Annotated in this window: 12 protein-coding genes and 1 pseudogene; 4 read left to right on the top strand and 9 right to left on the bottom strand. The window is 42.3% G+C overall.

Going from position 1 to position 15,414, the window contains the following annotated elements; genetic code table 11:
- Window positions 1-194: 194 nt before the first annotated feature.
- The 3 genes from ABGV42_RS03945 to ABGV42_RS03935 all read left to right on the top strand — a co-directional run bounded on the left by ABGV42_RS03945 (window position 195) and on the right by ABGV42_RS03935 (window position 3,683).
- On the top strand, window positions 195-1,799 hold the full coding sequence (locus ABGV42_RS03945) for a hypothetical protein (protein ID WP_347380468.1): 1,605 nt from the start codon (window positions 195-197) through the stop codon (window positions 1,797-1,799).
- Between the two features lie 88 nt (window positions 1,800-1,887).
- Entirely contained in the window at window positions 1,888-2,778 is an 891-nt protein-coding gene (locus ABGV42_RS03940; RefSeq protein WP_347380467.1) for an ABC transporter permease, read from the top strand.
- Between the two features lie 14 nt (window positions 2,779-2,792).
- Window positions 2,793-3,683, top strand: a complete 891-nt coding sequence (locus ABGV42_RS03935) for a carbohydrate ABC transporter permease (protein ID WP_347380466.1) — start codon at window positions 2,793-2,795, stop codon at window positions 3,681-3,683.
- 41 nt (window positions 3,684-3,724) lie between these two features.
- Here the strand turns inward: ABGV42_RS03935 and ABGV42_RS03930 are convergent, their stop codons facing one another.
- Together ABGV42_RS03930 and ABGV42_RS03925 are read right to left on the bottom strand one after the other, a co-directional pair.
- Window positions 3,725-5,473: a cache domain-containing sensor histidine kinase gene (locus ABGV42_RS03930; protein WP_347380465.1), complete on the bottom strand. Its 1,749-nt coding sequence runs from the start codon at window positions 5,471-5,473 to the stop codon at window positions 3,725-3,727.
- 22 nt (window positions 5,474-5,495) lie between these two features.
- On the bottom strand, window positions 5,496-7,118 hold the full coding sequence (locus ABGV42_RS03925; RefSeq protein ID WP_347380464.1) for a helix-turn-helix domain-containing protein: 1,623 nt from the start codon (window positions 7,116-7,118) through the stop codon (window positions 5,496-5,498).
- A gap of 279 nt (window positions 7,119-7,397) precedes the next feature.
- Here ABGV42_RS03925 and ABGV42_RS03920 point away from each other — a divergent pair.
- Window positions 7,398-8,222, top strand: a pseudogene (locus ABGV42_RS03920) (dihydrodipicolinate synthase family protein); the annotation flags it as partial.
- 397 nt (window positions 8,223-8,619) lie between these two features.
- Here ABGV42_RS03920 and ABGV42_RS03915 read toward each other — a convergent pair.
- The 7 genes from ABGV42_RS03915 to ABGV42_RS03885 all read right to left on the bottom strand — a co-directional run bounded on the left by ABGV42_RS03915 (window position 8,620) and on the right by ABGV42_RS03885 (window position 15,219).
- Window positions 8,620-9,606, bottom strand: a complete 987-nt coding sequence (locus ABGV42_RS03915; RefSeq protein WP_347380463.1) for an alpha/beta fold hydrolase — start codon at window positions 9,604-9,606, stop codon at window positions 8,620-8,622.
- A gap of 286 nt (window positions 9,607-9,892) precedes the next feature.
- Window positions 9,893-10,771, bottom strand: coding sequence for a serine/threonine protein kinase (locus ABGV42_RS03910; RefSeq protein ID WP_347380462.1), 879 nt, complete (start codon window positions 10,769-10,771; stop codon window positions 9,893-9,895).
- 365 nt (window positions 10,772-11,136) lie between these two features.
- Complete coding sequence (locus ABGV42_RS03905) at window positions 11,137-11,742, bottom strand: acetylglutamate kinase (RefSeq protein WP_347380461.1); 606 nt, start codon at window positions 11,740-11,742, stop codon at window positions 11,137-11,139.
- 160 nt (window positions 11,743-11,902) lie between these two features.
- Window positions 11,903-12,790: a cation diffusion facilitator family transporter gene (locus ABGV42_RS03900; RefSeq protein WP_347380460.1), complete on the bottom strand. Its 888-nt coding sequence runs from the start codon at window positions 12,788-12,790 to the stop codon at window positions 11,903-11,905.
- Window positions 12,791-13,038: 248 nt separating this feature from the next.
- A complete protein-coding gene (locus ABGV42_RS03895) occupies window positions 13,039-13,323 on the bottom strand; it encodes a hypothetical protein (RefSeq protein ID WP_347383137.1) in 285 nt (94 codons plus the stop codon).
- Window positions 13,323-13,622: a DUF2089 family protein gene (locus ABGV42_RS03890; protein ID WP_095286658.1), complete on the bottom strand. Its 300-nt coding sequence runs from the start codon at window positions 13,620-13,622 to the stop codon at window positions 13,323-13,325. Before ABGV42_RS03890 ends, ABGV42_RS03895 begins: the two co-directional genes overlap by 1 nt.
- Window positions 13,623-13,791: 169 nt before the next feature.
- The gene (locus ABGV42_RS03885) at window positions 13,792-15,219 is read right to left on the bottom strand and encodes a VanZ family protein (protein WP_347380459.1); all 1,428 of its coding nucleotides are present in this window, start codon (window positions 15,217-15,219) and stop codon (window positions 13,792-13,794) included.
- Between the last annotated feature and the right edge of the window lie 195 nt (window positions 15,220-15,414).

The following is a 15,414-nucleotide window of genomic DNA, read 5'->3' as shown; positions in this document are numbered from 1 at the left end:
CTCCTGAGTAAAAAAAAGTTTAGACAAAAGTAAAATAAGTGCATGTTCCTCTCTTCTCGATTCTCCTCTCTGAGTCAAAAGTAAAAAAACTTACGCGTTCTCGTCAATAACTTTGATATCGCGTTATTCCTTTCTAGATTACAATATTTTCAAGAATAGATTCGCTGAAATATCGCTAATAAGGGGGAACTGAAATGAACAAGAAAAGCAAAATGGTCTTGTTGTCTTTATGCATATCAACCGTATTACTGGCTGCGTGCACCAATGATGGCAACTCCGGGAAAAGTTCAACGAATGATGACTCAGGAACCAACGAAACTGGAACAGTAACCATACACACCGTAACCTCTGAATACACTTCTGCGAAATATCCGAAGGGTGACGATATTACCAACAATGTGTGGATTAGAAGATACAAAGAGAAACTGAATATTGATGTTAAAACAGACTGGGTTAGTGATGAATACGATACAAAACTGAATTTGGCCATATCATCGAACGATCTTCCTGACGTATTTCGGGTGAACCCTTCACAATTACGGCAGTTAGTCGAAGCAGATATGGTCATGGACCTTACGGATGCATTTGATCAGCACGCCTCCGAGCGCCTCAAAGGTTACATGAAAGCGGATGCAGACAGTTTCGAATCTGGTAAAAAGGACGGCAAGTTGTACGGGATACCTCAAATGCACTGGGGACTTATTGAGCAACCGGACTTCGTCTGGATCCGAAACGATTGGAAGGAAGAATTGGGTCTAGATGATCCGAAATCGGTTGAAGACATCAAGAATATTGCACTGAAATTTATGGAAAAGCACGGTGGTTATGGCATCGCGGTAGATCAATCGCTAGATTATCTGAACCTGCTTGCCATTGCATGGAACGCCCATCCCGATATCTGGATTGAGAATAACAGCGGAGAGCTGGTATATGGTTCGATTCAACCCGAGATGAAAGCCGCACTGGCTGAATGGGCCGAATGGTATAAGCTAGGCATTATCGATCCGGAATTCGCGATCAAAGACTTTAACGCGATGAATGCCGATATTGTAGCCGGCAAAGTGGGCATGCAGCCTTACTATCAATGGTGGGGCTATAATCCTGGAGTCGATACAATATCCAATTTGGGCAAGGATGCCATCTTCTACCCATATATCATCCCAACAATTGATGGAAAGGAAGCGAAACAATCGATCTCCTTCGCTAACGGCAACTATATTGTCATGAAAAAGGGATTTGAACACCCTGAAGAAGTCATCAAAATCTTGAACGACTATGCTTATATCGTCGATGAAGGCCAGGGCAAGGAATCCAAAGAAACGTTATCCGCCTTACTGGACAACGATATCGCTCACGTGGTTGGAGCTTTCCGAGTCCTTAATCCGAACTCCGACTATGAGCAATTTGAGGCTGTATCTGCAGCACTTCAGTCCAAAGATACCAGCGGGCTCACGACATCGGGAATGTGGCAAAAATATAACAACAGTGTTGAATTCAAGGATAATGCAACCCCAGGAGCGGTCGGTGATTATTTGCAACAAGGCGCTCCAAAGAATGCCTATGGTCTTGCGAAAAAAGTACTCGATAGCGGCAACTATATCAAGACAGGACTATGGGGAGTTACCCCGGAGGTTCTGGCGAGCTATGGTACAACCCTGGATGATATCCTGACAGAGGGATTCACCAAGATCATCATGGGCACGGAAAGTATCGATCATTTCGATGTCATCGTCGAGAACTGGCGAGCAGCAGGAGGAGATGAAGCAACCCGGGCAGTAAATGAAGCTTACGGAAAATAATAAGGTTAGAAGCGGGGATGAGAAATTTCTCTCCCCTTTTATTTTGCTAGAGATGCAATCTTCATTACCGTGAACGGAGGAATTAGAAATGCTGAGAAAATTAAAACAGCAGAGTCCCTACCATTTAATGTTGATACCAAGCTTGGTTCTGGTTTTCATCTTCAGTTACATTCCATTTTACGGCCTCGTGATTGCCTTTCAGAAATACAATCCGGGGCTGGGGTTCAATTCCCCATGGGTAGGATGGGACAATTTCTCGCACGTATTTAGTCAGCCCAATTTCATTAGGACCATCTGGAACACGCTGTATATGTCTATCTTCAAGATCATTGGTGGCATCATTGTGCCCGTCATCTTCGCGTTACTGCTTAACGAAGTAGTAAGAAGTTCAATTAAACGTACGTTCCAAACACTGGTTTATATCCCCAACTTTCTCTCTTGGGTCATTATGGCTGGCATCATGCTTGATATTCTTAGCGCTGATGGCATCATCAATACATTTTTAGGGGTATTCGGGGTGGAGAAAATCTCCTTTCTTGGCACACCATCCATTTTTCCATGGACCATGATTGTGAGTGATATCTGGAAGGGCTTCGGCTTTGGAACCGTCGTTTATTTAGCAGCCCTAACGAGCATAGACCCCGGACTTTATGAAGCTGCTGTGATTGATGGCGCCAAACGGTGGAAGCAGACCCTTTATATTACCTTGCCACTTCTCATGCCAACCATCGTCTTGATGACCGTATTGTCGCTTGGAAATGTACTCAACGCCGGTTTTGATCAAATCTATAACCTATACTCCCCTGTCGTCTATCAGACGGGCGATATTATTGATACCTATGTATATCGGTTAGGGATTCAACAGGCGCAATATTCCATCGGTACTGCTGTCGGGTTATTCAAGTCCATCATTTCCACTATACTGATGGCCCTATCTTATTTCCTGGCCTATAGGGTAGCAGGCTATCGTATTTTCTAAGGAGGATCATCACGATGATCAACGATAAAAGTATAGGCAGACGTTTGTTTCATATCGTGAACTACACCGTATTAATGATCATCTCTCTGCTTTGTATTCTGCCGTTTATCAACCTGCTGGCTGTTTCTTTTAGCAGCAGTGCGGCTGTATCTGCAGGAAGTGTTACATTCTGGCCCGTGGAATTTACGACTAAAGCGTATGAATTTGCATTATCTGGCGGAGCATTCTATTCTTCCCTTTGGGTAGCCATTAAACGAACCCTGCTCGGAACATTCATTAATCTTGCCCTGATCGTGCTTACTGCGTATCCGCTCTCAAAATCGAAGCAAAAATTGATGGGTCGTAATGTATATATGGGATTTTTCATCGTGACGATGTTATTTAACGGCGGTTTAATCCCAACCTATCTCGTGGTGGTCAAAATGGGACTGATTGATTCAATCTGGTCATTGATATTACCCGGGGCTCTACCCGTCTTCAGTATGGTCATTCTTATGAATTTCATCAGGGGATTGCCAGAGGAAATCGAAGAATCAGCTATTATTGATGGTGCAGGTCCTGTACAGGTATTGTTCCGTATCCTACTCCCCCTTCTTAAACCTGCTCTCGCGACTGTCGGTTTGTTCAGTATCGTTGCCCATTGGAATTCATGGTTCGACGGAATAATTTATATGAACAATCCGGCCAATTATCCGTTACAAAGCTATCTTCAGACTCTTCTGCAGAGCTTTGAACAAATCATGCTGAAATCAGGTTCTGATTACACGCAGCTGCTCTCCATGATGAACGCCAGAACCGGGCGTGCCGCCCAGATGTTTTTGGGTGCCATTCCTATTTTGCTCGTTTATCCGTTTCTGCAGAAATACTTTACGAAGGGTTTGGTACTTGGTAGTGTTAAAGGGTAACGTAAGAGGCTTGCAGCATTTGCTGCAAGCCTCTTTATTTTTTAATCAGGTACATTCGTAATGGCAGGCAGGAGGATGGAAAAAATCGTACCTTCGCCCACCTTACTCTCTACCCGTACTCCATAGGGCTTGCCAAAATGAAGTTGAATGCGCCGCTGTACATTATAAAGACCAATCCCATTGGAACCCGTGCCTGTATCAACCCTTCCCTCCATAACATTATGGACTGCATGCTGTTCCATGCCGACACCATTATCGCAGACTTCTATTGAAATATCATTGCCCTGTGGCTGAACTCGAATCGTAATTATGCCGTCTTCTTCGATCTCGGCAAGACCATGAAATATTGCGTTCTCGATAATTGGCTGTAAAATCATCTTCGGCATAAGATAATCCAGCAGCCCATTTTCAATCTCATATCTCATCTGAATAGACCCATAATACCTGACGTTCTGAATGGTTGCGTAATTGACGATATTATCTAATTCCTCACGAACGGTTACCAATGTTCCATCCGATTTGGTCGCATAACGAAGCATCGATATCAGTGCATCTGTCATCTCCACGATTTTGTCAGCCTGCTGCATGGATGCAATCCATTTCACCGATCCAAGTGTATTGTACAGAAAATGAGGGTTAATCTGGTCATGAAGCGCTCGCATCTCCGCTGCCGCTTTCTCAATTTCTTCTTTTTGCATTCTCTCGACCATTCGCTTCAGTTCATGTGACATCTTATTGAAGCGAACCGATAAATGCCCGATCTCGTCTCGTGAACGAACATCTTCCACCTGTTCGAACTGGCCTTTTTCAACCAGTGCGATATTGCGTAGAAGTTTCTTGATCGGACGCGTTATCACATGAGATAAAAAGATTGAAATAATGGCAGCAAAAAGAGACATGACGACAGCCAGCATGACCAGATTGCGACCCAGTATTTTTCCATCTGCAGTCAGCTCATCTAAAGGCATATATAAGTAAGTTGTCCATTTTTGCTGACTAAGCGGACTGGTTACTACGATATTCATTGACTCCACTGGACGAACGTTGTCTCGGAACAATGTCCCGATCAGCTGGTCATTCACGTTATACACAATTTTGTCATCCTCGTCGACAATCATAAACCTTGAACGGAGCCCTTCCTGCAGGTTGCGATTGACAATTTCAATGAATTTGATATCGATACTGACGACGATGACACCAAGCAATTTTCCATTTGTCACATCATGAATCTTTCGTGCGTGTGATACGGCCAGGACTTTATTTTCCAATTGCTTATCGATGCGGGTTGTCAACGTGATCGTTCGGTCATTGGAATGCATGAACTTTTTGAACCATAACTCGTTCGCCATCTTGAAGTTGGGATCTATGGGCTGGTGTGGACTAACGAACAGATCCTGTCCTCCGTTCAGGTTATAGAGGTAAATGGAAAATACGCGGTCCTTCATCATGATGTAATTCATTAGAAGATTATAAGCCGCAATCTCATTTTGCTCCTTACCATCCCGCAGGAAATCCTGTATCGGAAAGCTTCCATCATGTGTCGCCGATAAACTGTCGCTGAGTCCATTGCTGGCCAGCAGCGAGATCTTTTCTATCTCCTTGAGAAACTCATCAATGCGAATGTTCGTCTGCTTCGCCAGATCGCTCAGCAGCTTCGTGTAATTCTGTGCCAATAGCCGTTCAGAAGAGTAATACGAATTGATGGTCATCACGAATACCGGAAGGATAATCACTGTCAGACAAATCACCAATATTTTGTACTTGATGCGGAAGAGCCCGGTACGCTTCATATGCTGCACCTCTATTCACGGATTACATGGTTCCAAGCATCTGCTCACGATATTCCTCTGGAGTAACGCCTACTGACTTTTTGAATATTTTACTGAAATACGTGTAATTATGGTATCCGACCGTGTCTGCGATCTCATATACTTTTAATTCTCGGCTTAATAGATAAGTCTTGGCGTGTTCGATTCGAACCCGTGTCAAGTAAGAGATAAAGTTCTCTCCTTTCTCCTGCTTGAACAACCGACTGAGATACGACGGATTCACATTAATCTGACCAGCAACGCTTTGCAAAGAAATATCCTCGGCATAATACTTGTCAATGATTTGAATCGCCACATCTGCATAGGTAAGCTCCTGCATGATTTGGGAATCGGTTGTGAAGCAATCTACGATATGTGTCAGCATTTCTTGATGAATGTCCTTCCAGTACTCTCCCCTCAGAACCGTTTCATAGGGCGATTTTTCTTCTAAAGAAGGCTTGCTGCTTCTTGGATCCCGTGACAGATGGGAGTGCATCATTTCCATGACGGTGATATATTGCTTACGAATACTGTTCTCATCCGCCCGCTTTGCTTCCAGATCCAATCGCACCCTTTCAAAGAACTTCTCCGCCTCTTGAACGTCTTTACTTACCCACAACTTCAAAAAGTCTTTTTGTTGCTGTGTGCTAAGTATCCCATTTACTTCTTTTCGAGCCGGAGCTTGAGCCAGATCCTCGTAAAACAATACCTGGTTGCTACCTGTGAAGAAACTCTCCCTCAGTGCATATTCCGCCTCTTGACACGCCTTCTTAAGAAAGCGAAAGCCGGAAACCGTAGTACTTACACCAGCCGTGAGCGATAGATTCATAAAATCCTTTATAGAAGATAGAAGCTTATTGCATAGTTTATGGATATCAACTTGGTTGGTTCCGCTACCAGAAGGGAGATTGACGATAACCCAATATTCGGATGAACTTTCAACTAAAATCTCTTTGTCCCATTTCGACGGAATGATCTCTTCCATAATATTCACTATGGAAAAACGGAGCAGCCTCTCTCCCTTCTCGACATATTTCCTCTTCACATCCTCGTAATAGTTCACGACAAACTTAATAACCACAAGGCTGTCAGATCGTATGCGAAAATGCAGTTCCTCTGCTTTTGTAATCATATCTTTTTCACTTATGAATCCGCTTACAATATCCTGAAAGAAACTGTCCTTGAGATGTCTTAGACTCTTAGAATAATCATGCTGCACAAATGGTACATTAGACAGGCTCTTCTGTTCGTTTTGCAGTTTCTGTCTTACCTTCGTCAGGAGCTCAATCAGGGATATTTCTGTAATCTCACTTTTGATCAAATAATCTACAGCACCAAGCTTTAATGCTTCTTTCACATAATGGAGTTCATCAAAATTACTCAGAATGACATACTTACAGTTTTTCAGTAATAAAGATGCTTCTTTTATAAGCTTAAGACCGTCCATGATGGGCATCTTGATATCCGTTATAATCAGATCGGGAGAAACCTCGAGCGCAAGCTCCAAGCCTTCCTTCCCGTTTCCAGCTTCACCGACAACACAAAAACCAAATTCCTCCCAGTTAAGCATGGAACGAATTCCAACCCGCATTAGCAGTTCGTCGTCCACGATCATCAGTTTATACATGAGGACCCCCAGTATATGTTTTTCTTGATGTAATCCTGTTCTATTGATTGTTGAAAAATGAGAAAAGCTTGGACCTTTTTTAGCTATTTTACCATTGCAAAGTAAATGATCCTATCTCCTCCAGAACTATTATTGTGATCCATATGAAAAGCAAGAATCATATCTACTCACCGAATATATTGGCCCTATAAACTTTATACAAATTGGCTCTGTAGAATCATCCCATTTGGCTCATAATTCTATGTAATTCTTTATCTGCATACTAGAGGAGTGAAATGAATATTCCATGGATTAACTGCTTTTCCCCTGACCCCTATGAATGAACATCAAATCAACGAAAGAGAATTTGTGAATATCGTAGAGCGGATGGTTACAGCTGGAGTTGACTCGATCGGAGCTCTTGGATCCACAGGCAACTATGCCGATTTAAGCCGGTCAGCGCGTTTACGGGTCTTGCAACTTGCTGTCCGTTCCGCCGAAAGCATTCCTGTGATGACAAGCATTAGTGCAATACGCACAGCAGAGGTGCTTCAATTAGCAGAAGATGCACAACGGGCAGGAGCTAATGCCGTGCTGCTTGCTCCTGTTTCTTATCAGACATTAACGGAAGAAGAAGTCTACTTATTATATGAACACGTTACAGCATCGCTCTCTGTTCCACTTTGTGTATATGACAATCCAAGTACTTCGCACTTTCATTTTACGGACGAGCTCCATGGTCGAATTGCTACACTTCCCCATGTACATTCCATCAAAATTCCGGGTGTGCCTTCTGATCCAGAAAAAGCCAAAGAACGGGTGAACAATCTTCGTGAACTTGTTCCTTCACATGTGACGATCGGAGTGAGCGGGGACGCGTTTGCGATCACTGGCTTGAACACAGGATGTGAAGTAGGGTACTCCGTACTAGGCGGCTTATTTCCCAGGTTATGCTTGAGAATAACCCGGTTAACACTGGAAGGTCGGGCCGCTGAGGCAGATCAATACTGGTCACAGCTTGAACCAATCTGGAAGCTATTCAGGCAATACGGAAGTCTTCGTGTCACAGCTGCAGCTGCAGCAATCATTGGCTTGACTTCAAGTCCTGGCCTCCTTCTTCCTTTATAGCCACTTCACTCATCAGTAAGAGAAATGTTGGAGTCTGTACTTCCGGAGATTAAACCCTTGGAAGAATCCTCTTAGAGCCATTTCCCTCGGTTTAGAGGAATGGCATCTATGGCACTTGTTTAACAAAGTTGAAATATTGTAGTTTGACTATGTGCACCGCTAAACCTGTAGGATTTTGAACTCTAAAATTAATTGGAATACGCAACAGGAAGCGATCCGTGTACTGCTAACACGAGCTCGCTTCTTTTTTGTCTTAGGACTGTTTTTGCAAGTCACTACTGTTTTACCTCCATAACCGATTTCTTACTTATAAAAAAAACCGTTAATATTTTCGGATTAACGGTTTCAAATCATGATTTATTTACATAAGTGAGTTCAACTGGATCATCCTCTTTTATTTCAATTCACTGGTGAACTGCTTTATTTTTTCAGAGATTTCTTTGGGATGGGAACGATATAAATAATGTCCCGCGTCCATTAGGACCATTTCAGCATGTGTAGATCCCTTTATTTGCTTTTCATGTTCGGGAACCCATTTATCCGTTGCGGCATTATTCGCTTGAACAAAGAGGAGAACAGGTAAATTTGTAGGGAATGTTAGCTTCTCAGCTTCAGTAAAATTGGTATACATGTTCTCTGCCTCGTTTAATTGCGTGTTGTTATACATGTTTTTACGAATGAACATGTCTATTTGCTCTTTGGTTTGTTGATCATACGGCAGTCCTTCATAAGGGTCCGTGCTCAATTTCAATTGTATACGATGGAAACCCAGGTTACGGAACCATTTAATCGGAGTTGTCACCGATGAATCAATCGTCTGTTCTTCTTTCAGTGTTGGAACACTGCTATCCAGCCCGATAAATGCTCTCACTTCGTCCGGATATTCGTTCACATAATCAAGACTATAGATCCCTGATATGGAATGACCCATGAGAATGTACTGGTCAATATGGAGACTTTGTAATGCTTCATGAATTTCACTTACGATATTAGCTGTGCTGCGCTCCTTCTCGGTCTGATCGCTCAAACCATAACCGAAAGGTTCAACGACAACAACCTTGTAATAGGGTGTTAGTTCTGCGATAAGCGGTTTGAAATCAAGTGCGGGTGCCGCTGTTCCATAACCAGGTAGCAGGACAACCGTTTCTTCGCCTTTACCCTGAATCGAAACATTCATTTGTTTCCCATCTACTGACACCAGCTGACCGTATGGTTCCGTTCTTTTTTGTTCTGAATAACTGCTGACTTTGTTAACCGTATACACGATGGCTACAAAAAGCAGGATGGCTATAACGATTGCAGCGATGACTTTTAGTAAAATATGTAACACTTTCTTGAATAGTGTTCTTTTCTTTACTTCCTTTGCTACTTGTTGTGTCAATCTCTTTCAGCTCCTCTTGTGATCTGTACAATGTTCTTCCGGTCCACTGATGCAAGTTTAACCAACCAAGTTGTCCTCTGAATGAATACAATATGAACGGAATATGAACAGTAAAATGGCAAAGGATACATGTTTTTGTACTCGGTTTAGGGGTAGGAACTTTGACTACACAACAAAAAAAATCGCTGAATAGCGACTTTTAATCAAGCAACGTTCATATCTCTTGGCGCTCACGTCAATTCAAAGAAATGGAGCATGAATTGGAAGGTTCTGCAGCATCCAATGTCTACCGTCTATGTTTAGCTGAATTCCAGGCATCTAAAAATTCATGTACACTCTTGTATCGTTGATCACGATCCTGACTAACCGCTCGAAGGGCGACTTCGTAAAGTGATCTGTTTGCTTCCCATTTTGAATATGAATGATCCAATTCGCCACCTAACAGTCCAAATGCGATCGCTCCCATGGTGAATACATTCGTTCTTGCATCAATAGGCGAACCTAGTATAAACTCTTCCGGAGATTTTGAACGTGTTGCTCCCCAAAAGTTCTCTCCCATGTCATTGACAGAAGGAGACGTTCTGTAGAAATCAATATCACAGATCTTCGTTTCATCCGTTGTAAAATCATACAGAATACTACCGTCATAAAAATCAACAGCAACGTATCTTTTGGACTCCACGTGTTGATGAAACTCAAATATCTTATCCAGGGACTGCATCCTTTGCTCAATAGATAATTGTTTATATTTATAGAAAGGCGACTCCGGATGACCATGTTTTGCTTCACCTGCAAATAACCAGTGTGAATGCAAGCATTCACCAGTAAACCATTCAAAAATAGCAGCATACCCTTCTCTCGTTTCAAAATGATCTATAAGTTGAATGAGATTGGGGTGAGCCAAGGTTTTGTACAACGGTACGGCACGCTTTAATCTGGAAATGGCATCTCCGGGCTTCCCAGAAAACTCCATGGGTCTGCAACCCGCATATTTAACAAATTGCTTCTTACCGTTGCAATCAACTCCGAAACTAATGTTACCCGAATCCTGCTGGTCAAACACGCTAAAAACGGTGCCCATAGATTGAAGCCATGTAAAATCATGCTCTTCTTGAAGTTCGAATGATACACGATCCATCTTGAATGTAATCGGTCTTTGATGCATATTATCGTCCCCTAAACTTTTTAGGGATTCACGTCGTTTACGGGCTACTTAAACGTGTTCCCCCCATTTTGAGCTGCCCTAGTATCGTTTAAATGTCTTCCCATAAGACATCACTCCTCTCGTACTCTGTACCACTATTATCCATCTGAATGTAAATTTTGCAAATCTCCATTACGTTTTATCCTTTTCAAGAAGCTCACGAACCTTGTACTTTATCCACAAAAAGAGGATCAATGGTAGAGCTGCGTTCGAAGCAATAAAGAATGATCGAAAACAAGAAAAAGTCGCTTAAATAGCGACTTATTGTTCAAACGCTCTTATTTAACAATCCAGAAATTTAATTGGATACTCTTCATGAATTTTGATCAATACTGAAATACCGCCGGGAATTGTTGTACAATTCCGCTCGTCATCATATCCGCCATCTCTAACGCCTGTTGTTGTATGGGATCACTTATTGCAACATTTCTTACGTAATCTTTCGCTATCCGAGTTGCCACCTCTTCCGTAAGGAGACGTAAATGCTCATGCATCATCCGCTGCCATTCGATTTGAGACCAGTATGGATTAATTTGGGCCAGAAAGGCTGCAATTGCATCTGCATTCGCATACCACCGTTTCTGAGCATCTTCCGCGGCTGTGGTGTTACCCGATTTCAAGTCACTGACAAGTTCTGCGGCAATCGTTAAATGTTCTCTAAACAGTTTTTCAAATTGATTGGCTATAGCCGTTCCGTACAACGGTTCAAGCACCATGGCGAAATCACTTGGATTGCGTAAAAGTCTTGCGGTTGTTGGCTGGACATCCTCAAGCCCATCGACGATACTGTTCACGGTTAATCTCGTCCAGAACACATGTTGTTCCCATAATGATCTGAGCTTCCTGTTTAAATCGACGCTGGCTGGCGTCCAGCTCAAGTGATCTGCTTTTCGATAGACAGGATAATAGTAGGTTGGAATATAATTCATCATGATTCGTCAGCTCCTTTTCTACAACAATATATAGGCATTAGCCTTCATTGGTGCATTCTAATGAGCAAAGTTGATTCTTTTGTGATTTCCTAACTTTTTATGAAAAAATAAAAAACCAATGGACGAATGAACGTCCACTGGTTTACAACTTCTATATCGTTTACACGGATTCTTCCCACATCTCTGGTTCAACATGTACATGTACAGTATACACGTCATGTTCTTTGAGCAATTCGTCTTCAACCTCGGTACATATATCATGTGCTTGCTGCAGGTCCAGGTCAGAACGAACCGTAATGACGACATCTACAACCGCATTATTTCCGTAGCTTCTCGCTCTTACATCTTTCACTGTCTCTACCCCATCAATAGTAGCAATGGTTTTTCTGTACTCCCGAATAAGCTCCACATCAAAACCGTCTGTCAAATGGTGTGTAGCCTCTTTAAAAATATCCCATGCTGTTTTACAAATGAGGAAACCCACGATGACTGCTGTTACCGGGTCAAGCCAAGGTAAACCAAACTGCGAGCCTACAATTCCAACGACGGTACCGGCACTTACCCAAGCATCGGATATATTGTCGCGAGCTGCAGCCATGACCGCCTGGCTCTTAATTTTAGTAGCAAGTCGTTTATTATAGCGATAGACCAGGTACATCACAACTGCACAGAAAATGCCAGTATATGCGGCAATCAGATCCGGTGATTCATTTTCCCCTTGAAAAACGGAACCAATGGCTTCGAATAAAACTTGTAAACCAACAGCCATCATGATGAACGAAGCAACTAACGATGCAACGGTCTCCGCTTTCCAGTGACCATATGTATGATCTTTATCTGCTGGACGTTGAGCAAGCCTGAGTCCAATAAGGACGGCGATCGAGGCCACAATATCGGTTGCGTTATTCAAACCATCTGCTTTGAGCGCTTCCGAGCCTGCGATGGAACCAATAACCAGTTTTAATGCGGTCAGGCATATATAAGCAACAATGCTAATAATGGCTCCTCGTTCACCCATTTTTAAATTGTCGTATTTCAGTTGATCCACGAACAACTCCTCCTGCACTCTCCAGTCTTCTAGCACGTTTTTGATAGTATCATCGCGAGATTGTGTGGGTCTAGAGAAACGTTTTGGGCACAGTGAAACATAATCTGAACACGGCAAGACTGTTATAACAAACTAAAAGAATTGGAGCGGGTAAACTTTATCCCATGCTCTGAGCGACAAATGGAAAAAGCGAGCCATCTGCCCGCTTTTCTTAGCCCAGTATCGTACCCGTTTTCGTTCTTAGCGTATTAGTTCATGTCGTGAGTTTTCATCTTGTTCAATTCCCTATTTCTCTTCAAATGAAGTGATTTTCTGCCCGCACTCCATTCAGCAATTAAGAAGAGCAATCCTAGGATCAGATAAAGAATAAATCCTAGCGTACTTTCAATACGTTCTGTAACAAACATCCATGTGGAGATTCCAATATAAGCTACGGGTATAACTGCCCCCCAATAAGCATTGTTTCTGGTTGAAAAAAAGTACTGAACTGCCAGTATTCCAACAATGATTAATAACCTATAAACGTCGTTCATCATTCACTTTTCCTCTCTTGTTTATATTTCTGAATAATTAGTTTTGCATCATCTACGCTGATCCGGTCATCAATGGATAAATTCTTGATGAATTTAATGAAATCTTCGTTATCTTCTGCTTCGTTGACCTTTATTTTCTCGATGAGCCGATCGAGCTTAATTCTTACGGTTGGATACGAGACTTCATATATCTTCGCAATTTCTTTTAGCGACCCTGAGTTCAGAACAAATTTTCGGATAAACTCCATATCCTCATTTTCCAAAGCTAAAACCCAATTAGGCACGTCTTTAATATCCATAATTCCCCTCCTTTTATCCAAATAATAAACTTAAACTTAAATAAAGTCAAACTATTATTTAATAATATTAAATATAAAGTTGATTTAAATATAAATATTATAAAAAAATAAAAAAACACAAAAAACCATTGAGCTCTTCACAAGCTCAACGGTCCTTTTATACTGAAAGTCAATTCTTCAAGGCCGGAATCAGAGTGCTCCACTCTTCCCCGTTGACGGTTCCCTCGAATAGGTAAACTGGTTGGTAATAACCTTTTGAATCGTAAGTGTAGGTCAGCTCATAACTCTTTACAATTAAATTTTCGCCTTTTTGCAGGTCATTATACATGTAGAAATTCCCTCTGAGAACTTCTTCATACGCTTGCGCCGGACTGCTCACATCAACGGTACGAATATATTTATTTTTATTCATGGAATAGAACAATTCCTGTGGAACGAGTCCTTCTGCCGCAGGAACAATGATGATCATCCCCTGATCAAAGTCTCGCTGTTCTTTTGACATATCGGAGTTGGTCATACGCAAATCCCATCGAACGGTATCTTCATTTTGTGTGCTAAATTCAGCTTGTTGAGGCAGTAATCCATGCTGACTTAGCCACTTACCATAGGCCGCTCCTTTTTCTGTTAGCACCTCCGGCTGCATTGAGACTGTCGCATACTGATCAGGTGCTAACCACCAGTTACCGCTATTGATGTTGTAATTAAAGGTGTAATCGCTCCCACCATCGTCGTATAGATTCCAGATCCGGTTGAATCCGTCAATGGAGATGTGACCTCTCTGTTGCAGATGAAAATGATCCATTATTAATGAAACCATCTGCTTGGCATATTCCATGTTATGAATCTCAAAACTTCGATATAGCGCAACGGGTTCAGCATAGTCCGGCAGCTTCGTGCTCAGCGTCACACTGACTTGATTCATTTTCTGGGAAGTGGCTGGACGAATGGAAAGGTTGCCGAGTTCTTGGCTGGAGTAAATGATAAATGCCCCTGTAAATAACAAGGTAAAGGCCAGAGGAATGCAGAACGCACGAAACACGGCTTTGAAGGAGATTCTTTTTTGTTGCCTGATATCAAGAATCGCACGCATTAACCCATATCCGGCTAAACTGCCCAGCGTATTGTGCAATATGTCATCCAGTTCAAAAATCCCTCTGCCTGTCAACATCTGAAATGTTTCTATACCTATTGTGATTATCAGCGATATGATTAATATCGACTTGAAGGCACGTGTCTTCATTCCCAGAAGCGGAAGCAGGAAACCTAGCGGTGCGAACATCAACATATTGAAAATAATAAGCTGGAATTCACTCAGCGACCATTGATTCCATGCACTTACATAACCGCTGAACAACTCCAGGTTTACCCATCCGCCAAAGTTAGCACCTCTGCTAAATGTAGTTAACATCATGACCATGATCAGCCAGCCCATCAACGAAAATGAAGCTATAAACTGCCAGAAGGTTATGATGCGTTTTCCACCTCTTTTTCTATACAACCTATACGTTATTAACACGATTCCCAAGGCTATGAGACCGACTATTAATGCAACACCCACGACAGGCAATAGTTTCTGTACCACTTGAATGAAATCCATCTGTTGTCCTCCCATAATGATTGGCTGCACTGAGCAGCCCTTTATGGTTCAAGTATACCGACAGTGGAAAAAAGCTCCTATCTATCAAGCTTTCATGAATCTTTCAATCGTGTAAGATTGCGCTTGAGATTCTTGACAAAATAAGCATGCTTCAAACAATAAACCCGGAATGCAACAAAAAAGGAGAGCGGCCTG

The sequence above is a fragment of the Paenibacillus pabuli genome (assembly GCF_039831995.1).
GTDB classification, from domain to species: domain Bacteria; phylum Bacillota; class Bacilli; order Paenibacillales; family Paenibacillaceae; genus Paenibacillus; species Paenibacillus pabuli_C.
Note: the sequence above shows the minus strand (reverse complement) of the source record. Positions and strands in the feature narration are given on the sequence as shown.